Genomic DNA, 21,764 nt, shown 5'->3' with positions numbered 1-21,764 from the left:
TTGGTCATCATCATAGCCATTATTCGGATGATTGCGTGCCGACGCGACACTGCCGTGTCAGTAAGTCCCGCGTAAGCCGTGCATGAGAGGGTGGTCCTATAAAGTCGGAAGCGCGGGGCGGCGACCAGCGAAACAATCCTCAAGTCGACCGTTTTTTCTCCCGTTATCTCTTTCGACACACCAGCGTGTGGCGCGAGCGTCTGCCCCGATGTTTTCCGTCCGGTACGGCGACTGTCGCGCCCTCGTCATAACAAGTGGATCAGAGACGCGAGGAGACTGACAATGGGGCTATTCACGCGCACCCGGGGAGCGGCGCAAACCGTCAACATCATGAACGAGGTAGCGGCCAATGCCGGCACCCTCGGCGTTGAACTATGCGATATCGCCGGTAACGTCGACGAGATCGCCGTTCGCATCAAGCGTCAGGCCGACGTGTTTCAGGCGCTTCACCAAACCGCCACCGAGACCAGCGAAGGCAACCAACGTATCGCCAGCGCCGCGCGCGAGGCCCGGGATGTGGCCGATCGCGCGAGCGCCGAAATTGCGGCGTCGCGCCACACGGCCGACGCGTCATTGGCATCGATCCATGGTCTCGTGGAGGGTGTCTCCGGCATGGCCGGCGAAATCGCCGGGCTGCGCGACGCGCTCGATCACGTCGGCAAGGTGGCGGAAGGTATTTCGGTCATCGCCCGCCAGACCAATCTGCTGGCGCTCAACGCCGCCATCGAAGCCGCGCGCGCCGGGGCGGCCGGGCGCAGCTTCGCGGTCGTGGCCACCGAGGTCAAACTGCTCGCGAGCAAGACGGCCGAAGCGACGCAGCAGATCGAGCACACGCTCGCCACGCTGGGCGAGCGCACCGAGCGCCTGATGCGCGAGAGCAACGCGAATGTTGCGCGCGCCAACGACGCCCGCGAAGGCACCCGCGCCATCGCCAGCGTGATCGAGACGGCCGGGACTGCGCTCGACACGTTCGACCGTCAGGCCGGACAGATCGCGCAGGCCAGCGAAGCCATCGAAAGCGAATGCGCCACGCTCGTCGCCCACGTCGATGAAATGGCCGACGGCGTTTCGCATTCGGCGGAACACGTTGAGCGTGCGCGCGAGCGCATCAACGGTTTGCTGGGCGTCTCGGAGCATCTGATCGGCCTGATCGCCGGCAGCGACGTCGAGACGGAGGACACGCCGTTCATTCGCGCGGTACGCCGCGCGGCCAAGCAGGTCGGGGAGAGCTTCGAGGCGGCGCTTGCCAAGGGCAAGATCACCGAGCAGGCATTGTTTGACCGCCGCTACGAGCCGATCCCCGGTTCGAACCCGCAGCAGTTGATGGCGAGCTTCACGCGCTTTACCGACGAGACGCTGCCGGCCATCCAGGAGCCGTTGCTCGCGCTCAACGAGCGCATCGCCTTTTGCGCCGCCGTCGACGAGAACGGCTATCTGCCGACGCATAACCACAAGTTCTCTCAGGCACCGACCAACGATCCGGTCTGGAATGCCGCGCATTGCCGCAACCGGCGTCTGTTCAACGACCGCACGGGCGCGGCCGCCGGACGCAACACCCAACCGCTGCTGCTGCAGACTTACCGGCGCGATATGGGCGGTGGGGAGTTCATGGTGATGAAAGACGCCTCGGCTCCGATTTATGTGAATGGGCGTCATTGGGGCGGTTTTCGTATCGCCTATCGCGTCGGTCGCTAGACCCGTTGCGCCGGTCGGCGCTGCCAACGACAACGCGCCACGACTTCGCAGTCGGTGGCGCGTTCATTTTTCGGGGAGCGGTGCGTTAGCCGGTGAGTCAGCCCGCGTGACGCCGGCCGTTGCTCAATCGCGATGCCAGCGGTCTCGGCGCCAGTGGCCGTGCCCGTAACCGTAGTACGGACGACCGTAGTAGCCCCGCGGAGGACCGTAATAGATCGGCGCGGGCGCGACATAGACGGGCGGCGGGGCATAGTAGACGGGCGGCGGGGGCGCGACGTACACGGGGGCCGGCGCATAGACCGGTGCCGGGACGACTAGCGGCAAGCCAATGCCGATACCGACCGAGACGTGAGCCTGCGCTGTCCCGACGGCACCCGCAGCGAGCGCGATCCCCGCGATGGCAAGGGCGGCAAACTTGGTTTTCATGATATTTCTCCTGCGGACTTGGCAGCGTACTGATGACCGCGCCCGGACGGCACCATGCCGTGCGACGCGCCGGGTGCCCTTGAGCACCGTTGTTCGTCAGATTCCTTGGCTTAACTTTACTGAAGTTCCGAAACACGGGCGTGGCGCAATTGTTGCAAAGTATGCGCATTGACACGGCACAGGGAACGTCCGGGCGTAGAAAAGCAGCCGCCAAACGTGTGAATCAAGTCCTCATTCTATTCAGAATCAACGATTTGCGCTCGTTTCGGTGAGCGTCTCGCGTTGCCGGGCTCGCGTCGGGTAGCGTCAGGTCGGGCCGCGCTTGTTACATTCATTTACATGCACGCTCGCCGCCTGTGGCACAAAAACAGCAGGCGAATGCCGCTTTTGCCGCATCCGCCCGCCATCGACGTCGTGGGACTGCACGCAACGCCGCCGTCTCCTCCCTGCCTAACCGGTTCGCCCGGTGCGTCCGGATCCGCTGCTTTTTGGGACGGATCCGTGGCCGCGATCCGCATGGTTTGGGAGATCCCTGCGCTTACTGGTGGAAGCGCGCCTTGGCGTCCGCCTCGCAGGTGTCCTTGGGATTGCCGGCCAGCGCGTCGCAGCGTTCGAGCGCGGCCTTGTACTGCGCCTTGTCCGCCTCGGCATTGGCGTCCTGCCGCGCGGCCATCGTGTCCTTTGACGATTCCCGGCTCGTGCGCATGACCTTGGCATCGCCGTAGGCCTTGGTTTTGGCGGCTTCGGCGTCCTTGACGCAAACGTCCTCGTCGTTGCCCTTCTTGTCGTCGCAGCGCAACTTGGCAACGCGGTAATCGGCGTCGGCCTTCGCGATGGCGGCCTCGTAGCGCGCCTTGGGTGTTTGCTCATAGTCGGCCTGCGCATTGGCCTTGGCAATGGCTTCGTTGCCCTTTGCACGCTCGACGCAGACACGCTTCGCGTTGTCCTTGAGCGCTTTGCAACGCGCGACCGACGCCTTGTAGTCGGCCTCGGCCGATTTCTGCGTCGCCTCGTAGCGATCCTTGGCCGCCGCGTCGGCCGCGTGGGCCGCCGCGGTGCTCAGCATTCCCGCGGTGCCCACGGTCAGGCTGGCGCAGGTCAGGATGTTCATGACAGTTCGATGTGACATGTCGGGGTCCTCCTTCAGGCTGGCAATGGAATGCGCATGAGGCGCACTGCCGATGCATCAAGTTTCGGGGGGCGGGGGGACATGCGGTGAACGTGGATTCGGCGATATGCCGGGTTACTTGGCGCGATCGGCGGCGCCCTGTATGGCTTCGCCCCCTCGTTCGACATCCTTGCCCGCGCCGTGGATGGTGTTGCAACCGGCGAGGCCCAGGGCGAAGCCGGAGAGCAATGCGATGGCGATCAGTCGTTTCATTGGAATGTCTCCCTTGACAAAGGATGTTGTGCGACGCGCGGTACGCGCGCGAAGCGAGCGGGGCGCGTCGGGGCGCCCGCCCTTGGGCGGGCTCGGCGGCAAGCGCTTACCAGAGCTTGTGCTGGTCGTTCCAGGCGTCGATTTCGCGTTCGGCTTCGGCCTTCGCCTTGCCGTATCGTTCCTGGATCGTCCCCACGAACTTGTCGCGGTTGCCTTCGATCTTGAGCAGATCGTCATCCGTCAGGTTGCCCCACTGCTTCTTCGCTTCGCCCTTGAGTTGGTTCCACTTGCCCTTGATCAGATCCGAGTTCATAGCAACTCCTTCATGTTGGGTTGGGATAGGTTCGGTTCGGAGAATTTCCATCGCTTCGGCACGCAAAGCGGCGCGCCCCGTTGCCGCGCTTTCGATGCGGCACGAGATTCCATGGTAGGGAGTGCGAAGCGTTCGCGATGTCAGCCGCGATAGCGTCGCGGCGTAGGTGGCGTCGGGTTGCGCTGTCGGCGCATTCCGACGTGCTCGGTATCGAGGGAGGACGCAGTACCGAGGGCGCCGTATTGAGGATGAGAGGATTAAGGCGTTTGCGGCGAGGCGCTCACACCGTCGTCGGGTTTCCCGGGGGCAGGTGTATGTGTGGCGGTGCTTTCGGTGACTTCTGTCGCGATGTTGGGCGCGTCCGCCGGATTGCACAGCGGCAGCACGACCTGGATCTCGGTGCCGATTCGCAGCGGCAGCGAGTGAATGTCGATGCGTCCGCCCTTGGCGGAGACCCGTTGGCGCATGCCGAACAGGCCATGTGTCTTGGGCTTGTTGAACTGATCCGGCGTGAGACCGATACCGTTGTCGATGACTTCGAGACGCACACGCTGATCGTCGCATGCCAGCGCCACGCGCACCGTGGTGGCACGCGCGTACTTGCCCGCGTTCGTGAGCGCTTCCTGGGCAACGCGGAACAGCACGATGGCCGTCGACTCCGGCAGGGCGAAGTCCTCTTCCGGCAGGTCGAGATCGAGCTGCCAGTGCTGTTGATCGGCGGTTTCCTCGGCGAGCGAGCGCAACGCCGTCACGAGACCGAAGTTGATCAGAACCGTCGGACGAAGGTTCTCGATGATGCGGCGCTTCGTCTGAATGCCGGCGTCGAGATTGCGTTGCGCGCGGGCGAGCTTCTCGGCAATCACCGGATCGACGTTGCGCAGCTTGTGATGCGCCCAGGTCACATCCATCTTGCAGGCGGTGAGAATCGCGCCGAGTTCGTCGTGCAGCTCGCGCGACAGACGGGTCTTCTCGTCCTCGCTGACGTTCTGCAAGTGGGTGGCCAACTCGTCCAGTTGTTCGGTGCGCTCGCGCACTACCCGATCCAGATGTGCTTGCTGCTCGCTCAACCGGTCGCGCGCGAGTCGCTCCTGCCGCATCTGCCGGCCGAGGGAACGAAACAGCAGCACGAACAGCAGGATGGTGAGCACCGAGAGCGCGCCGGCGCTTATCGCGGAGATCGCCTGATCGAAGCGTCCGTCGTCCTGTGCGGTGCGCGCGCGCGCCAGCTCGCGGTTATACAGGTTGGTGATGCCGTCTTGCACCGGCTCCATCGTGCCGATGCCGAGACTGGCGGGCGAGAGCGCCTCTTCGAAATTCATCGCCCCTTGCTTGACCGCCGCGCGCGCCGTTTCCATGGCGGTGATGCGCTGCGAGAACAGCGTCATCACATTGGCAAAGTCCTTCGTGGCCTGCGTGTCGCCCGTTGCTTCGTAATGCCGCACGATCAGGGCGGCGAGATCACGAATGCGACGCACGGCCGACAGGTAGGGATCGAGATAGATCGGGTCGTTCGTGAGCAGGTAGCCGCGTTGGCTCGACACAACGGTCGACGTGCGCGCCATGATCTCGTTGAGTTCGTTGGCCGCGGTCATGGCCTGCAAGGCCGCCTCGTAGGTGGACGCCAGCCGGCGGTGCGCAGACTCCAGCCCGATCAGGCTGCCAACGGTGATGGCGATCGCCGCGATCATGGCGATGATCCAGCTTCGGCGACGCAACCAGGACGTGAGCAATCGGGACATGAGGGCCTGTGGCGTGGTGTTGACGAGGGGCGTTCAGGGAATACCGATGATCGGACGTGTTTCGATCATAAGTCGAAAATCGCGTTGTTTCGCGAATTGTCAGTCAATTCCTACGCAAAAACCAGCGAGGTCCGGGCAGTCTCCTGCGCGCCGTTTTTCTACCATTCACTCAGCGTCCGAGGGTTCGCGCCGCGTTGCGCAAACCGGTGTCGCGCCGTCGGAGGCGAACGAAGTCTCCGGGAAACGATGCATTGACCGAGGAGAGCGCTATGTTGAAGTGGGCGTTGATGTTCGCACTGATCTCGATCGTGGCGGGCCTGTTGGGCTTCACCGGGATCGCCGCGGGTGCCGCCGGGATCGCGAAGATTCTGTTCGTGCTGTTCCTGGTGCTGTTTGTGATCTTCCTGCTGCTTGGACTGACTGTCGCCAAGAAGATCGTCGATTAGACGGAGCGCTGCCGCACGGGGCTTGTCCGTGCGCTGAAGCGATACTGTGACGCGTCATGCAGACGCGCGCGGACCGTTCCCCTACAAGGAGGTTGCGATGCTTCACTATGCTGTCGTTTTTTTCGTGATCGCGTTGATCGCTGCAGTGTTCGGCTTTACGGGAATCGCCGTCGGTGCCGCAGAGATCGCAAAGATCCTGTTCTTCATCTTTCTGGTGATCTTCCTGGTCACGCTTCTCTTTGGGGTGTTCCGACGATAGACGACGTCTGGGGCCGCCCGGGCGGCTCGCCTGGCGGCCCGGCGTGCTGGCTGTGGAGGCCAGGATCTCGTGCGGCACCATTGAGAGTTACCGGCAGATGATTCATTATTCGAGCGACCGAGCGTCACTGGAGCTTAGATGTCACCGACAACAATAAAAATCCTGATTGCCGACGACCACGCGATTGTCCGTACCGGCTTCAAGCAATTCATTGCCGACGAGTCGGACATGGAAGTGCTGGGCGAAGCGGCGAGCGGCGACGAAGTGATCCGTGCGGTTCGCGATACGGCCTTCGACGTCGTGTTGCTGGATATCGCCATGCCTGACAAGAACGGTATCGATACGTTGCGCGTGATCAAACAGCTGCGCCCGGCTCAGGGCGTACTGTTCCTGTCGACGTATCCTGAAGCGCAGTATGCGGTCAACCTCCTGCGCGCCGGCGCGAACGGATATCTGATGAAGGATGCGGCGCCCGAGGAAATCATTCGGGCTATCCGCACGGTGGCGCGCGGCCACCGTTATGTCAGCGAAGGTACCGCCGACCTGCTCGCGCAGAAGCTGGACCAGCCGGGTGACGAGCCGATCCACGAGCAACTCTCGGAGCGCGAGTTCCAGGTGTTCTGCAAGCTCGCGCAGGGCCGCACGCCCACCGAAATTGCGGACGAGTTGCATCTGTCGGTAAAGACCGTCAGCACGTATCGCGCGCGCGTGCTGGAAAAGATGCATTTGAAAACCAATGCCGACCTGACGCTCTACGCGCTCAAGAACGGCTTGATCAGTTGATAGCGAGGTTGTCATGCCAACCGGGAACGCGGCAACGCATACGGGGTCCGGTTTGCCCCTCAAGGTGCTCTTGATCGAAGACTCGGCGGTCATCCGCGAAAGCCTGTCCGAAGCGCTCGGTTCGACCGGGATGCTACGGGTGACAGGCGTGGCGGAGACGGCCGACGACGCGGTGCGCACACTCCAGGAGGATTCGTTCGACGCGGTGATCGTCGATATTCAACTGCGACGCGGCTCCGGCATGGACGTGCTCTCTTACCTGCACGGCGCGGGACTGCTGCCCCAACTCATGGCCATCGTGCTCACGAACTATGCATTGGCCACGTACCGCAAGCGATGCCAGCAACTGGGCGTGCAGTACTTCTTCGACAAATCGCTCGAATTTGACCGCGTGATCGAAGTGCTCGACGACTTCGCCTCACGCAGACAAGCGTGATCGCCGTCAGGTTCAGTTGAAATCCGATATAAGGAGATCAGGTTTTATTATTTTCATCTATTTAGATGCATGGGCTAGAATGTTGTCTTTGCACTGAATATCGAGTCAAAGCGGCGGCACTGCGGGCGGTTTCAGCAGTGGGGCTGCTATTTTTTTGCATGATCGAACTCCAGAACATTACCCAGCGTTTCGCTGGGCCCAAGGGGCCGATCGACGCGCTTTCCAATATCAGCCTGTCGATCGAGCGCGGCGAAGTCTTCGGCATCATTGGCCGAAGCGGCGCCGGCAAGAGCACGCTCGTGCGTGTCATCAACCTGCTCAATCGTCCGAGCGACGGCAGCGTGCGCGTCGACGGGCAGGACCTCACGTCACTGTCGTCCGACGCGCTGCGTCAGGCGCGCCGCCGCATCGGCATGATCTTCCAGCACTTCAACCTGCTCAACTCGCGCACCGTCTACGAGAATGTGGCGTTGCCGCTGGAGCTGGCGGGTCTGTCTGCGGCGGAGATTCGAGCGAAGATCCTGCCGCTGCTCGAGCTCGTCGGTCTGACGGCACAAAAGGATCGTTATCCGTCGCAGATTTCCGGTGGCCAGAAGCAACGCGTGGGCATTGCCCGCGCGCTGGCGAGCGAGCCGCAGGTGCTGCTTTCGGATGAGGCGACGTCGGCGCTCGATCCCGAGACGACGCGCTCGATTCTCGAGTTGCTCAAGCGTATCAATCGCGAGCTGGGCCTGACCATTGTGCTGATTACGCACCAGATGGAAGTCATCAAGCAGGTGTGCGACCGTGTCGCCGTGCTCGATGCCGGCCGTGTGGTCGAGCAGGGCCGTGTCATCGAGGTGTTCCTGCGTCCGCGTCACGACGTTACGCGGGCGCTTATCGGCGACGTGATTTCGCAGGAGCTGCCCGCGGGCGTTCGTGAGCGTGTCGCGTCGCGCATCGGCAACGGTCACGATCACCTGTATCGTCTGGCGTTCTCGGGCGCGGGCGTGGATCAGCCGCTGCTCTCCGAGGCAATTCGTCGCTACGAACTCGATTTCAACATCCTGCACGGCCAGATCGACGAGATCCAGGGGCAGGCGTTCGGATCGCTCGCCGTGCTGGCGGGCGGCACCCCGGCCCGGGTGGCCGAAGCCATGGCGTTCCTCGCCAGTCAAGGCGTTGTCGTTGAGGAGCTGAGCCATGTGGAGTGAAATGTTCGATCTCTTCGTCTCCTCCTTCTGGGAGACGCTCATCATGGTCGGGATTTCCGGCCTGATTGGTGCCGTGGTCGGCGTGCCGCTTGGCGTGCTGCTTTATCTCACGGATCGCAACGGCGTGTTGCAAAACCTGCCGACCAATCGTGTCGTCGGCATCCTCGTCAACGCGGTGCGCTCGACACCGTTCATCATCCTGCTCGTCGCGGTGATCCCGTTCACGCGTCTGATTGTCGGCTCGTCCATCGGCACGATGGCGGCCGTGGTGCCGCTCACCATCGCCGCCGCGCCGTTCGTCGCGCGCCTGGTGGAGACGGCCCTGCGCGAGGTCGACCGTGGCCTGATCGAGGCGGCGCAGTCGATGGGCGCGACCACCGGTCAGATCGTCACCAAGGTGTTGTTGCCCGAGGCGTTGCCCGGCATCGTGGCCGGTCTGACGATCACGTTCGTCAGTCTGGTCGGCTATTCGGCAATGGCCGGCGCCATCGGCGGCGGCGGTCTGGGCGACCTGGGCATCCGTTACGGCTATCAGCGCTTCCTGCCCGAAGTGATGATTACCGTCGTGCTGATCCTGATCGTCTTCGTGCAACTGGTCCAGACATTCGGCGACTGGCTGGTGCGCCGCCTGAGCCATAAGTAACGTCTCATATAACAACGTCGCCGGCGCACCGGCACATCACACACACGAGGTTTTTCTATGCAACGTCGCACGCTTTTCAAACTGCTGGCCGGTGTCGGTGCCGCTACGGTTTTCGCCACGCAATTCGCTGCGCCGGCGGCTGCCGCCGATGCCGTCAATCTGAAGATCGGTGTCACGGGCGGCCCGCACGCGCAGATCTTCGACGAAGTGAAGAAGGTCGCGGCCAAAGACGGCCTGAACATCAAGGTCATCGAGTTCAGCGATTATGTGCAACCGAACGCCGCGCTGTCGTCGGGCGACCTGGACGCGAACAGCTACCAGCACCAGCCGTACCTCGACGCCCAAGTGAAGGACCGTGGCTACAAGCTCGAGTCGATCGCCAAGACCGTGATCTTCCCGATGGGCATCTATTCGAAGAAAATCAAGTCGCTGGCCGATCTGAAGGCGGGCGACAAGGTGTCGCTGCCGAACGATCCGACCAACGGCGGACGGGCCCTGCTGCTGCTGCAAAAGCAGGGTCTGATCAAGCTGCGTGCCGACGCCGGTCTGAAGGCGACGCCGCTCGACGTGGTCGACAACCCGAAGAAGCTGAAGTTCGTGGAGCTGGACGCCGCACAACTGCCGCGCTCGCTCGACGATGTGGCGGTGGCCGTCATCAACACCAACTTCGCGATGGAAGCCGGTCTGAACCCGAAGCGTGATTCGATCGCCATCGAAGATGCCAACGGCCCTTACGCCAACGTGTTGGTCATTCGCACGGCCGACAAGAACAAGCCCTGGGTGGCCAAGCTGATCAAGGCTTACCATTCGCCGGAAGTGAAGGCCTTCATCGAGAAGAAGTTCGGCGGCTCGGTGGTCACTGCCTGGTAAGTTCGGGAGGGCGCGCCGGTCGGCGGCACCCTCGCGAAGCAACGGCAACGCTTTGCGGCGTTGCCGTTTTTTTTCGTCTCCATGCCGGAGGAATGCCGGGCGCACGCGACGGATATCCAGGGTATTCGACGGTGATGATTCCGCCGTCTCGGCGTGTGTGGCAAATCCGACACTGTCACGGATTTGTCAAATAACGGCGATAGCCTGAGGGCAAGTAAAAGAGGGTGCCTGCGGGCACCGTCAACAGACGCGGATACGGGCCATAGAGCAGCTACCGCAAGCGAAGCACGGGGAACGGGTGAAACGCTTCAGCGGAGCGCAGCGCGCCTTCGATGGGCATGGACGCGCCCGGCACATGCCCGCACAACGCAATGCGATTTGCATGATGGCGGCGCACCGCACCGACCTACGGAGTTCCCGTTGAACCTTCTCCCGCCTGTCGCGATACGCCCGCCGGAGCGCTTTGCCGCGCCTGGAACATCGCTCGATGCGATATCGACGTCGGTCGCGGCGTCAGTGCCCGATGCGGAACCCGACGAGGCCGCATGGCTCGCCGAGCTGTGCGAGGGTATCGGTCTGACCTGCGTGTTCCAGCCGATTCTCGACTTTCGCACGTCGGGCGTTGCCGGCTACGAGGGGCTGGTGCGGGGGCCCGCCGGCACGGCGATCCATTCGCCGCTGGCACTGTTCGCCGCAGCCCGACGTCACGGTCTGCTCGCGCCGCTCGAACTGGCGTGCCGTCGCACGGTGCTGCGTGGCTTCGTCGAGCAGGATCTGCCGGAACGCCTCTTCCTGAACATCGGCCCGGTCACCCGTGCCCACCCCGTCGGCGGCGTGAGCGAATCGCTCGGTCTCGACGAAACATTTGCCATGCTCCAGTCGCTGCGCCTCGCCCCCGAGCGTGTAGTGCTCGAACTCACGGAGCATGCACCCGCGCTGGATCTGGCAAGCACGCGCGCTTCGCTCACGGCGTATCGCGCGCTGGGTTTCGAAGTGGCGCTCGACGATATGGGCGAGGGCTACGCCAGCCTGCGGCTGTGGTCCGAGCTGCGGCCCGACTACGTCAAGATCGACCGGCATTTCGTCGACGGCATCGACACCGACACTGTCAAACTCCAGTTCGTGCGGTCGATGCGCCAGATCGCGGAGACGAGCGGCACGCGGGTCATCGCGGAGGGCATCGAGCACGCCGAGGAACTGCAGGTCGTGCGCGATCTCGGCATCTTCCTCGGTCAGGGGTATTTCATCGCGCGTCCGGAAGCCAAGCCGCAACGGGCGATCACTGCGCACGTGCGGGCGGTTGTCAACGAGCGCCGCGCCTATGTGCATCAACAACCGAGTCAACTTGGTGCGGGCAATGTGACGCTGGAGCGAATCGCGTCGTATGTGCCGCCTGTCTCGCCGGAGACCCGCAGCGAAGATGTCGTGGCGCGTTTCGAGAGCGACGCGACGCTCGATGTGCTGCCGGTGGTCGAGCATGACCGAGCCGTGGGATTGATCGGCCGCGCGTCGCTGATCGGCCGGTTCGCTCGGCCTTTTACGCGTGAACTCTATGGACGCAAGCCTTGCTCGGCCGTGATGGAGCCGCGCCCGCTCACGTTCGACAAGAGCGCGCGCATGGAGGATCTGAGCCGCATGATCGCCGAGGGCGCCAGCCGGCAAATCGCGGGCGGTTTGATCGTCACCGATCAAGGGCGATATCTGGGGGTGGCGCAGGGCCATGCCCTGATGCGTCACATCACCGATATGCAGCTCGACGCGGCGCGGTACGCCAACCCGCTCACGCTGCTGCCGGGCAACGTGCCGATCGACGACTACATGGATCGCATGATCGGTGAGCGGCAGTCGTTCTACGCCTGCTATGTCGATCTCGATAACTTCAAGCCGTTCAACGACGTGTTCGGCTACCGGCGCGGCGACGACCTGATCCAACTGGTCGCGCGCGTGCTCATGGCGGTGCGCAACCCTGAGCGCGACTTCCTTGGTCACATCGGTGGCGACGACTTTCTGGTGGTGTTCCGCAGCCCCGACTGGGAGGCGCGCTGCCGCGATGCGCTCACGCGCTTCGGCGAGGCCGTGACGGAATACTTCCATCCGGATCAGATTGCGGCGGGCGGGTTCGAAGCGGAAGATCGTCGGGGCATGATCATCTTTCACCCGATCACGAGCTTGTCGATCGGCGTGGTGGCGGTCACGCCGGAGAGCTTTCCTTCGCACGTGGAAGTCTCGGCCGCGGCGGCGGATGCCAAGAAGATGGCCAAGCGCGCGCTGGGCAACAGCCTGTTCGTCGAGCATCGGCGCGCCCATCGGTGAGCGTGCCCGGCATGCCGCGCATGACGTAAAAAAAGCCCGCCGCAAATGCATTGCAGGCGGGCTTTTCCGTCGGCGCTGCCGACGTTCGGAGCGCTTAGTGCGAGAGCGCGGGCATGCCTTCCATGCTGGCGACGTCTTCTTCGCGCTCACCCGCCAGGTAAGGCGTACGCCAGCCGGCTTTCACGCCCCAGTGGTAGAACGCAAGCGACATGGCGGCCACAATCACCATATCCCAGCCATACGGCAGCAGGCCAAGACCGCCGAATTCCTTGCTGCCGATATATGAGCACAACGCCATCGCCGGCAAGTAGCCGATCAGCCACCACGATGCCTTGAGGTCACGGCCGAAACCCTGCCACCGATCCTTCGCCTGATAGTAGAAGTAGACGGGCAACGCCACGATCACCAGTACGATGATCTGACCCGTGAGCGGCCAGCGAGCCCAGTAAAGAATCAGCGACGCGCACACGAAGGCGAACGGTGCGATCAGTGACAGGCCTCGCAGGCGCAGCGGACGGTGCAGCTCGGGGGCCGAGCGACGCAGCGCCATCACGCTGATCGGGCCCGTCAGGTACGAGATCACGGTCGCGACCGAGATCACGGCGGCCAGCGAGTCCCAGCCGCGGAAGAAGAACATGAAGATGAACGAGATCGCCAGGTTGAACCACATCGCCGGGCGCGGCACGCCATACAGCGGATGCACGTGACCGAGGATCGCGGGCAATGTGCGGTTGCGCTCCATCGCGTAGATCATGCGGCTCGTGGTGGCCATGTAGGTGGTGCCGGTGCCGCTCGGGCTCAGGAACGCATCGAAGTACAGCACGATGGCCAGCCAGTTCAGGCCGAGTGCGATCGCCAATTCCGCGAACGGCGAGCTAAAGCTCACCATGTGCCAGCCGCCGGCCAGTTGCTCGGGCGAGAGTGCGCCGATGTAGGCCACTTGCAGCAGCAGGTAGATAACAGTGGCGAGCAGGATCGAGCCGACCACCGCGAACGGGATGCTGCGCCCCGGGTCGCGCGCTTCGCCGGCGAGGTTCACTGGGCTCTGAAAGCCGTTGAACGCAAACACGATGCCCGACGTGGCGACGGCGGTGAACACGGCCGACATGCCGTTCGGCGCGAAACCGCCGTGCTCCGCCATGTTGAAGTTGCCCGGATGGAAGCCCGCGATCATCAGGCCGGCAATGGTCAGTGCCGGAATGGCGAACTTGAACAGCGTGATGGCCGTGTTGGCGCGCGCGAACAGTTTCACGCCCCAGTAGTTGAGCATGAAGTAACCGATCACGAGCAGCGCGGAGAGCATGAGGCCGCTTGTGCTGAGCGTGCCGTCGACAAACAGCGCGTGCGTCCAGTCGTACGGCCACGTACTCATATACTGAATCGAGGCTTCAGCCTCGATCGGAATGACCGAGACGATGGCAATCCAGTTGGCCCACGCGGCGATGAAGCCGACGAGGCTGCCGTGCGAATAACGCGAGTAGCGGACCATGCCGCCTGACTCGGGGAACATCGCGCCGAGTTCGGCGTAAGTGAGCGCGATGGCCAGGATGACGACGGCGCCGATGAGCCACGCGAAAAGGGCGGCGGGGCCGGCGATCTTGGCGGCTTTCCAGGCACCGAACAACCAGCCGGAGCCGATGATCGAACCAAGACCGGTCAACATCAGGGCGAAGGGCCCGATGTTACGCATGAGGGGTTGATTGTTATCCATTTGATGTCTTCTCCACGCCCGGGGGGAGCAGGCACCGGTCCCGATGAGGGCGGGCGGTACGCTGCGCGAGGGCGGACAAACTGTCCGCAGGCCGGTCGTCGTCATCGGGAAAATGACGGCGGGGGGACGGCGCTGGCGGACGCAACTTCTGTTGATGGGCTTCGCGAGTTTCGACGTCTGTCCGACTGCGCAACACACGCGGACGCGTGCATCACCCGAATTGGGGTCGGAGTCGCCGATCGCAAAAAAATCGCGATTCTACCCGAGCCGGCACCGCCGTGTGGCACTTTCGCGAGGGGCTCCGGGGTGACGGCAGCGGGTCGGAGTGCGCGCAAGCCAGACAGGACGCGGCTCTCGGCCTCGGGAAAGCACCTATTACAAATTATTAAAGGGTCAGATGAAAAGTGCGCCCCAGCGAGACCAAGGGGGACTTCATTTCCGGGGGGGAATTGCTCGATGTCGACGTTGCCGGTTGCAACGCCTTCAGCAACGTGTCCGGCCCGACCGATGCCGCGTGTGAAAGGGCCCGCGCGAGAGCGACGTCGGTGGTGCCGAACCGGGGAACCGCTTGGGCCACGAGGATCGGCGGCGAAACTGCCGACCCTCAGGCCACCTAGTCCCAAAGAGGGGCCTACAGGCCGAGGTCGCGATATAGCGCGGCCATGCGCGCGTCGACGTCGGCGGTCATTTCGATGGGGCGTCCCCATTCGCGCGACGTTTCGCCGGGCCATTTGTTGGTCGCGTCGATCCCCATCTTCGAGCCTAGTCCTGCCGTGGGCGACGCGAAATCGAGATAGTCGATGGGGGTCTGGTCGACGAGCGTTGTGTCCCGGGTCGGATCGACGCGCGTGGTGATGGCCCAGATGACTTCCTTCCAATCCCGGATATCGACGTCCTCGTCGACCACGACGATGAACTTCGTATACATGAATTGCCGCAGGAAACTCCAGACACCGAACATCACGCGCTTGGCGTGCCCCGGATACGCCTTCTTCATCTGCACGATGGCCATTCGATAGCTACAGCCTTCCGGAGGCAGATAGAAATCCGTGATCTCGGGGAATTGCTTCTGCAGCAGCGGCACGAAGACTTCGTTGAGCGCGACGCCGAGCACGGCTGGCTCATCGGGCGGTTTGCCCGTATAGGTGGAGTGATAGACCGCGTTGCGGCGCAGGGTAATGCGCTCGATCGTGAACACCGGGAACCACTCTTGCTCGTTGTAGTAGCCGGTGTGGTCGCCGTAGGGGCCTTCGAGCGCATGGGCGTACCCCGCCGTCGCGCCGCGCGTCGGTGGCGGCGGGGCGCCATTGGGCACGCTCGGCGGTGTCTCGCAGGGATAAATGAAGCCCTCGAGCACGATCTCGGCGCGTGCGGGCACGCGCAACGATTCCAGCCCCGGCGTCAAACACTTGGCCAGCTCGGTGCGGCTACCGCGAAGCAGGCCGGCAAACTGATACTCGGACAGCGTATCGGGCACGGGGGTCACGGCGCCGAGCATGGTCGCCGGATCGGCGCCCAGTGCGACGGCCATCGGAAAAGGCTTGCCGGGATTCGCCTGTGCGAACTCACGGAAGTCGAGCGCACCGCCCCGGTGGGCGAGCCAGCGCATGATGACCTGATTGCGTCCGATGACCTGTTGGCGGTAAATGCCGAGATTCTGGCGTTTGCGATGCGGCCCTTTGGTAATCACCAGGCCCCACGTGATGAGCGGGGCGGCGTCGCCGGGCCAACAGGTCTGAATCGGCAGACGCGCGAGGTCGACATCGTCGCCCTCCCAGACGATCTCCTGACACACAGGGCTGCCGACTTCCTTGGGCGCCATGTCCCAAACGGCCTTGGCCATGCCCAGCAGCTTGCCCGCATCCTTGAGCCCGCGTGGCGGTTCGGGCTCCTTGAGCGTCGAGAGCAGGCGACCGATATCGCGCAACGAACCAAGCGCGTTCTCGCCCTTATCGACGCCCATGCCGAGCGCTACTCGTTCAGGGGTGCCAAACAAGTTGGCGAGCACGGGCATGTCGTAACCGGTCGGCCGCGCAAACCACAGTGCCGGGCCGGCCGCTTTGAGGACACGGTCGGCGAGCGCCGTCATCTCCAGCACCGGCGAGACCGGCACGTCTATGCGACGAAGCTGGCCGGATCGCTCCAGTTGCGCGGTGAAGTCACGAAGATCGACATATTTCATGAAACAAACCGTTACCAAAAATTTTTACGAAATTCATACGGCCGGTGAAAACGGCCGTTTGAATTCCAGGAAAGTCGGAGTGACACCCTTGTAAACGCGGGGCTTAGGCAGGGCATTTTACCGGTCAAGGTGTCCAGACGTCACGGCAAAACCGTTGTTACAAATTACTTTTGGTAATGTTTTGTCGTGATAATAGTATTGACTGTTTATATATGGCTGCTACAATCCGCCCGTTGAATCCAAAAAGGCGGCTTTGAAGACGGGTAGGCCGACCCGCTCAAGCTTAGCGATAACTACAACATTGACGTGGATTTTCAGTCGCTGGTTTTCTCACCGAGGTCGGGAAACCAGTGTTTTAGGAAGCAGCGCGGGCAATAGCTCGTCAGCGCCAGAGACCTGAACAGGTCGGCGTGCTGCGGCGGTAGTGGCATCGTCCAAGACACACACGATGCCCCGCCTTGTTCCCTATGCCGTAAATGAGCGTTACACGGGATGCCTGGCGGGCATAACGGCTCATTTCCATACGCCCCGGGGCCACCCCGTGGTGACGGCGTAACCGGAGTACGTAGTATGAAGAAGTCTGGTTTATCACCCTGGCTACTGGCCGCGATCCGTGCGCTCGGCGCGCGAGGCGCGGCAACGGTAGCCTTGGCTCGTCGCGATTGGCGTCGCCTCGCATGGCACGGCGGTCGTGTTGGACTCTATACGTCCAGCGCGGTCGGCCTGGTTGCCGTGGTCGGCACGCTGGCGCTGTGGGCGCAACCGACGTGGCGCGCCGACCTGGCGTCGAAAGTCGGTCCGCTGCTTGAGGCAGCCACGGGATCCGCCCATGCGGCCGATCCGGGCGGCAACGGCAGTGTGGTCGCTCAGCGGTCGACGTCCGATGCGGCGATGATGGCGCAAGCGGCGCAGCACGTGCCGTCGGCCGCAGTGCTCGCGGCCTATATTCCGAACCAACGTGTGGCCGCCGATGCGCGCGCCACCAAGCCGTTGGACTCGCGCGAGCAAATCGCCGTCGCCGACTATCTGGCACGTCGCTATCGCGTGGCTGGTGATGTCACGGGCAACCTCGTGCGGGCGGCGTACTCGACCGGCAAGGAAGTGGGCCTCGATCCGCTGCTGCTGCTGGCCGTGATGGCCATCGAATCGGGCTTCAACCCGTATGCCGAAAGTACCGTGGGTGCGCAGGGCCTCATGCAGGTAATGTCGAAGGTGCATCGCGACAAGCTTGAGTATTTCGGCGGTCCCGAGGCGGCACTGCACCCCATTGCCAACATCAAGGTGGGGGCGCTGATCCTGAAGGAATGCATCGCCAGCGGCGGCTCGCTCGCCGGCGGTCTGCGCCGCTACGTGGGGTCGACCAGCGCGGGCGACGGTGGATACGGTGCCAAGGTACTCGCCGAGCGCGATCGACTGCGTAGCGTTGCCATGGGACACAAGGTCTCGCCCAACGCGCCGCAAGCGCCGGTGATCGTCAGCTCGGCCAAGCCGGTGGCGAAGCCGGTCTCGGCCGGTAAGTCGGGCGAGTCCGCGGACTCGGTGGCTACGCCGGCGGCCTCGGTGGGCAAGGCTGCCGCCAAGTCGCTCGAAGCGGACGACAGCACCGCCGCCTGATCGGCTATCGGCGGCACGGTGCGCCTCGGCCGGCGCATCGTATCGCGTCGGGTCGTCGGTACGCGGTGGCGCTCTATATATATAGAGGCGCCTCGCCGCCCAAGAAAAAACCCCTCGAAGCGATTCGAGGGGTTTTTTCATTTTCCTGTCCCGAACACTGGGCAGGGCGGCGACTCAGCCCGCCGCGAACACCCGTCCGATCCGGTCCATCGCCTCGTGCAACTGCTCGAGCGACGTGGCATACGACAAGCGGATGTAACGACGCGGCTCGGCAAAACCGAAGTCGAGTCCCGGCACGAGTACGACGTCGGCTTGCTGCAGGAGGGACTGCGTGAGGCGGTCGCTGTCGGCGGCGTCCGGATGCGATACGCCGGTGCAGTCGGCATAGACGTAAAACGCACCGTCAGGCATCACGGGAACCTGGAAGCCAAGGCGTTCGAGCGCCGGCACGACATAGTCGCGTCGTTCGCGGAAGGCGTTCTTGCGCGCCTCGAAGATCGCCATCGTTTCCGGTTGGAAGCAGGCCGTCGCCGCATGTTGTGCCACGGCAGACGGGCAGATGAACAGATTCTGCGCGAGCTTTTCGAACGTCGACACCATCGACGGCGGCACGACCAGCCAGCCGAGGCGCCAGCCCGTCATATTGAAGTATTTCGAGAAGCTGCTCACGACCAGGACATCGTCGCCGAAGGACAGCGCCGTGGTGGGCTGGCTGTCGTAGGACAGGCCCTGGTAGATCTCGTCGACAAGCGTGAAGCCGCCGCGCGCGCGCACGGCCTTGACGATGCGGGCCAATTCCGCCGTCTCGATGGACGTGCCGGTTGGATTCGACGGCGAGGCGAGGAGCACCCCTTTCGTCGCCGCGCCCCAATGGGATTCGATGCGCTCGGCAGTGAGCTGGAAGCGCTCCGCGGGGCCCGAGGGGATCAACACTGGTTTGCCGTCGAACGTGGAGACGAAATGACGGTTGCACGGATAGCAGGGATCCGGCATGAGCACTTCGTCGCCCACGCCGACCAGCGCGGCACACGCTAATACGAGGGCGGCCGACGCGCCCGCCGTCACGACGATGCGCGACGGTTCGACCTCCACGCCGTAAAAGCTACGGTAGTAGCCGGCGATGGCCTCGCGCAGGGCGGGGATGCCCATCGCCCCCGTGTATTGGGTCCGCCCGTCGCGCATGGCTTTGACCGCCGCCTCGATCACCGCCTCGGGGGCGGTGAAATCCGGCTCGCCGATCCCCATGTGGATCACGTGATGCCCGGCCTTTTCGCGCAGTGCAGCCTGTTTGGCCAGTTCCATGACGTGAAAGGGGGCGATGTCGTCGACACGTTGCGCCAGCTTCAGTGTGGCTTGGGCGTGGCCGAGGTCGGGCGTGCGGTCCATGATGTCGGGGGGAGACAGTGAGGAGAGGGTGAGGGACTTGCGGGGCGTGCGCTATGGGGCGATTGCCCCGTTGGCCGAGCAGGCGAGGCGGGGGGAATCGTCAGGCCTGCCGGCCTGCGATACCTTGCGCAGCCCTCGCGTAGGGTTATGCGCTTTTGCCGCGGCCGCCATTGCGATTCGCGGCGACTTCGTCTGGCCGCACTTCCGCGGCAAACTTGTCGAGAACGCCATTCACGTAGCGAAAGCCTTCGACACCGCCAAAGGTCTTGGCGAGTTCGACCGCCTCGTTGATGACCACGCGGTACGGAATGTCCAGGTGGTGAATCAGTTCGTAGGCACCGATGACCAGCACCCCATGCTCGACCGGCGACAGTTCGGCGGCCGGGCGGTCCAGGTAGGGCTGGAGTTGCTGCGACAAGGCGTCCGCCTCACGGATGCTGCCGTGCAACAGGGCATCCAGGTGAGTGCGGTCGGCCTTGTCGTAGCCGGGGGTGGTGCGCAGGTGCGCATCGATCTCACCCGCGTGGTCGCGCGAGAGCAGCCATTGATACAACCCTTGCAACGCAAATTCGCGCGCGCGGCGGCGAGCACTCTTCATTACCGATCTTCCTCTTCTTCGTCTTCGTCTTCGTCCAATCCGTCGTCGCCACCGAGCATGTCGATCGCTTCGAGCAGATTGGCCATTTCCACCGCCACGCGGGCGGCATCGCGGCCCTTTTCGGCGGCGCGCGCTTCGGCCTGTTCGTCGTTCTCGGTCGTGAGCACGGCATTGGCGATGGGAATGCCGAAATCGAGACCGATACGCGAAATGCCGGCACCGCTCTCGTTCGAGACCAGTTCGAAGTGATATGTCTCGCCGCGAATGACTGCGCCGAGCGCGATCAGCGCGTCGAACTGGCCGCATTCGGCCATCTTCTGCAATGCCAGCGGAATTTCCAATGCGCCGGGCACCGTGACGAGCAGCACGTCGTCGCCATCGACGCCGAGGCGGTCGAGTTCGGCCACGGCAGCGGCGCGAAGTGCCGTGCAAACGGCGTCGTTGAATCGTGCTTGCACAATGCCTATGCGCAGGCCTTCACCGTCGAGTTCGGGCTGATATTGTCCGATGTCCATAATGGGCTTCCTCTAAAAACGTACCGTCCAGGCGGTGCGGCCAACGTTGTGCCGGCATGCCCGAGACAGGCATGGCTCGGCAAGATGATGCCCCGCTGCCACTGGCGGGCGGGCCATCGATACAAGACTATTCAGGCGCCCGGTGCGCCGGGCATCGGCTGGAAGCCGGTGACCTCCAGACCATAACCTGCCATGTTGGGGATTTTGCGCGGGCTCGAGAGCACCCGCATTTTACCGACGCCCAGCTCGCGCAAGATTTGCGCGCCAACGCCGTGCGTGCGGAAGTCCACAGGGCGGCGCTTGGCGCGCGCCGCCTGCTCGGTTTCGTCGAGCGCTTCGAACTGATTGAACAGATGCTCGGGCGTCTCCACGCAGTTCAGCAGCACGACAACCCCTTTGTCCGCTTCGGCAATCGCTTGCATCGCGCCCGCGAGGGTCCAGGAGTGGGTCGACACGCCGGTCTCGAGCAGGTCGAGCACCGAGAGCGGTTCGTGCACGCGCACGAGCGTTTCGTCGGCCGGGTTCGGAACCCCGCGCACCAGCGCGAGGTGCGGATTGCCGCTCGGCTTGTCGCGGTAAAGGGTCGCCTGGAACGGGCCCCACGCGGTTTGCATTTCGCGCGTGGCGACCGTCTCGATCATCGATTCGGTGCGGCTGCGGTAGTGGATCAGATCGACGATCGTGCCGATCTTGATGTTGTGCTGCTCGGCGAACTCCAGCAACTGCGGCAGGCGTGCCATCGTGCCGTCGTCGTTCATGATCTCGCAGATGACGGCGGCGGGCGTGAGACCGGCCATCGCCGTCAGGTCACAACCGGCTTCGGTGTGACCGGCGCGCACCAACACGCCGCCGGGCTGCGCCATGATCGGGAACACGTGGCCCGGCTGGACGATATCCTCCGGACGCGCGTCGCGGCCAATGGCCGTCTGAACCGTGTGGGCACGATCCGCCGCCGAGATACCCGTGGTGACGCCTTCGGCCGCCTCGATCGACAGCGTGAACGCGGTGCCGTACTGGGTCCCGTTGCGGTAGGTCATCAGCGGCAGGTTGAGCTGCTTGCAGCGCGCCTGCGTGAGCGTGAGGCAAATCAGGCCGCGGCCGTATTTGGCCATGAAGTTGATGGCTTCAGGCGTCGCGAACTCGGCCGCCATGACCAGGTCGCCTTCGTTTTCGCGGTCTTCCTCGTCGACGAGGACAACCATGCGGCCGGCCTTCAGCTCGGCAATGATTTCTTCTGTAGTGGCCAACGGCATAGCGGACA

At 63.6% G+C, this 21,764-nt stretch carries 21 protein-coding genes; 10 read left to right on the top strand and 11 right to left on the bottom strand.

Annotation, left to right across the window (positions count from 1 at the left end; all coding sequences use genetic code 11):
* The first annotated feature begins 282 nt into the window (after positions 1-282).
* Entirely contained in the window at positions 283-1,695 is a 1,413-nt protein-coding gene (locus PCE31107_RS15880; protein WP_150609720.1) for a methyl-accepting chemotaxis protein, read from the top strand.
* A 123-nt stretch (positions 1,696-1,818) separates the two neighbouring features.
* Here the strand turns inward: PCE31107_RS15880 and PCE31107_RS15875 are convergent, their stop codons facing one another.
* The 5 genes from PCE31107_RS15875 to PCE31107_RS15855 all read right to left on the bottom strand — a co-directional run bounded on the left by PCE31107_RS15875 (position 1,819) and on the right by PCE31107_RS15855 (position 5,554).
* On the bottom strand, positions 1,819-2,121 hold the full coding sequence (locus PCE31107_RS15875; RefSeq protein ID WP_130025108.1) for a hypothetical protein: 303 nt from the start codon (positions 2,119-2,121) through the stop codon (positions 1,819-1,821).
* Between the two features lie 538 nt (positions 2,122-2,659).
* Entirely contained in the window at positions 2,660-3,250 is a 591-nt protein-coding gene (locus PCE31107_RS15870; protein ID WP_246181850.1) for a hypothetical protein, read from the bottom strand.
* A 114-nt stretch (positions 3,251-3,364) separates the two neighbouring features.
* Positions 3,365-3,502, bottom strand: coding sequence for an entericidin A/B family lipoprotein (locus PCE31107_RS15865; RefSeq protein WP_017235270.1), 138 nt, complete (start codon positions 3,500-3,502; stop codon positions 3,365-3,367).
* A 106-nt stretch (positions 3,503-3,608) separates the two neighbouring features.
* Entirely contained in the window at positions 3,609-3,815 is a 207-nt protein-coding gene (locus tag PCE31107_RS15860) for a CsbD family protein (RefSeq protein ID WP_150609717.1), read from the bottom strand.
* A 257-nt stretch (positions 3,816-4,072) separates the two neighbouring features.
* Complete coding sequence (locus PCE31107_RS15855) at positions 4,073-5,554, bottom strand: sensor histidine kinase (protein WP_150609716.1); 1,482 nt, start codon at positions 5,552-5,554, stop codon at positions 4,073-4,075.
* Between the two features lie 269 nt (positions 5,555-5,823).
* Between PCE31107_RS15855 and PCE31107_RS15850 the strand changes: the two genes are divergently transcribed.
* The 8 genes from PCE31107_RS15850 (at position 5,824) to PCE31107_RS15815 (ending at position 12,497) form a co-directional block, all read left to right on the top strand.
* Positions 5,824-6,000: a DUF1328 family protein gene (locus PCE31107_RS15850; RefSeq protein WP_017235273.1), complete on the top strand. Its 177-nt coding sequence runs from the start codon at positions 5,824-5,826 to the stop codon at positions 5,998-6,000.
* Positions 6,001-6,097: 97 nt separating this feature from the next.
* On the top strand, positions 6,098-6,259 hold the full coding sequence (locus PCE31107_RS15845; protein WP_017235274.1) for a DUF1328 domain-containing protein: 162 nt from the start codon (positions 6,098-6,100) through the stop codon (positions 6,257-6,259).
* A 138-nt stretch (positions 6,260-6,397) separates the two neighbouring features.
* Entirely contained in the window at positions 6,398-7,042 is a 645-nt protein-coding gene (locus PCE31107_RS15840; RefSeq protein WP_017235275.1) for a response regulator, read from the top strand.
* A 13-nt stretch (positions 7,043-7,055) separates the two neighbouring features.
* Complete coding sequence (locus tag PCE31107_RS15835) at positions 7,056-7,478, top strand: response regulator (protein ID WP_150609714.1); 423 nt, start codon at positions 7,056-7,058, stop codon at positions 7,476-7,478.
* 158 nt (positions 7,479-7,636) lie between these two features.
* Positions 7,637-8,671 carry a methionine ABC transporter ATP-binding protein gene (locus PCE31107_RS15830; protein ID WP_026132220.1) on the top strand — a complete coding sequence of 345 codons (1,035 nt, stop codon included), beginning with the start codon at positions 7,637-7,639 and terminating at the stop codon, positions 8,669-8,671.
* A complete protein-coding gene (locus PCE31107_RS15825) occupies positions 8,661-9,314 on the top strand; it encodes a methionine ABC transporter permease (RefSeq protein ID WP_017235278.1) in 654 nt (217 codons plus the stop codon). The genes PCE31107_RS15830 and PCE31107_RS15825 overlap by 11 nt, the downstream gene beginning before the upstream one ends.
* 57 nt (positions 9,315-9,371) lie before the next feature.
* On the top strand, positions 9,372-10,184 hold the full coding sequence (locus tag PCE31107_RS15820) for a MetQ/NlpA family ABC transporter substrate-binding protein (protein ID WP_150609712.1): 813 nt from the start codon (positions 9,372-9,374) through the stop codon (positions 10,182-10,184).
* Positions 10,185-10,604: 420 nt separating this feature from the next.
* Positions 10,605-12,497 carry an EAL domain-containing protein gene (locus tag PCE31107_RS15815; RefSeq protein ID WP_150609710.1) on the top strand — a complete coding sequence of 631 codons (1,893 nt, stop codon included), beginning with the start codon at positions 10,605-10,607 and terminating at the stop codon, positions 12,495-12,497.
* A 94-nt stretch (positions 12,498-12,591) separates the two neighbouring features.
* Here the strand turns inward: PCE31107_RS15815 and PCE31107_RS15810 are convergent, their stop codons facing one another.
* Positions 12,592-14,208 (bottom strand): APC family permease, encoded by a 1,617-nt coding sequence (locus PCE31107_RS15810; protein WP_174966687.1) that lies wholly within the window; start codon positions 14,206-14,208, stop codon positions 12,592-12,594.
* Positions 14,209-14,839: 631 nt separating this feature from the next.
* Positions 14,840-16,390 (bottom strand): UbiD family decarboxylase, encoded by a 1,551-nt coding sequence (locus PCE31107_RS15805; protein ID WP_150609708.1) that lies wholly within the window; start codon positions 16,388-16,390, stop codon positions 14,840-14,842.
* A 570-nt stretch (positions 16,391-16,960) separates the two neighbouring features.
* Here PCE31107_RS15805 and PCE31107_RS15800 point away from each other — a divergent pair.
* Positions 16,961-18,004, top strand: a complete 1,044-nt coding sequence (locus PCE31107_RS15800; RefSeq protein WP_150609706.1) for a lytic transglycosylase domain-containing protein — start codon at positions 16,961-16,963, stop codon at positions 18,002-18,004.
* Between the two features lie 174 nt (positions 18,005-18,178).
* Here the strand turns inward: PCE31107_RS15800 and PCE31107_RS15795 are convergent, their stop codons facing one another.
* The 4 genes from PCE31107_RS15795 to ribBA all read right to left on the bottom strand — a co-directional run bounded on the left by PCE31107_RS15795 (position 18,179) and on the right by ribBA (position 21,756).
* The gene (locus PCE31107_RS15795) at positions 18,179-19,390 is read right to left on the bottom strand and encodes a pyridoxal phosphate-dependent aminotransferase (RefSeq protein ID WP_150609704.1); all 1,212 of its coding nucleotides are present in this window, start codon (positions 19,388-19,390) and stop codon (positions 18,179-18,181) included.
* 145 nt (positions 19,391-19,535) lie between these two features.
* Positions 19,536-19,988, bottom strand: a complete 453-nt coding sequence (gene nusB / locus PCE31107_RS15790; protein WP_130025115.1) for a transcription antitermination factor NusB — start codon at positions 19,986-19,988, stop codon at positions 19,536-19,538.
* Positions 19,988-20,503, bottom strand: a complete 516-nt coding sequence (ribH, locus tag PCE31107_RS15785) for a 6,7-dimethyl-8-ribityllumazine synthase (RefSeq protein WP_130025116.1) — start codon at positions 20,501-20,503, stop codon at positions 19,988-19,990. The genes nusB and ribH overlap by 1 nt, the downstream gene beginning before the upstream one ends.
* A gap of 131 nt (positions 20,504-20,634) precedes the next feature.
* Positions 20,635-21,756: a bifunctional 3,4-dihydroxy-2-butanone-4-phosphate synthase/GTP cyclohydrolase II gene (gene ribBA, locus PCE31107_RS15780; protein ID WP_017235287.1), complete on the bottom strand. Its 1,122-nt coding sequence runs from the start codon at positions 21,754-21,756 to the stop codon at positions 20,635-20,637.
* Positions 21,757-21,764: the final 8 nt, after the last annotated feature.

The organism is Pandoraea cepalis (assembly GCF_902459625.1).
Taxonomy (GTDB): Bacteria; Pseudomonadota; Gammaproteobacteria; order Burkholderiales; family Burkholderiaceae; genus Pandoraea; species Pandoraea cepalis.
This window is presented reverse-complemented; position numbering and strand designations above follow the sequence as displayed.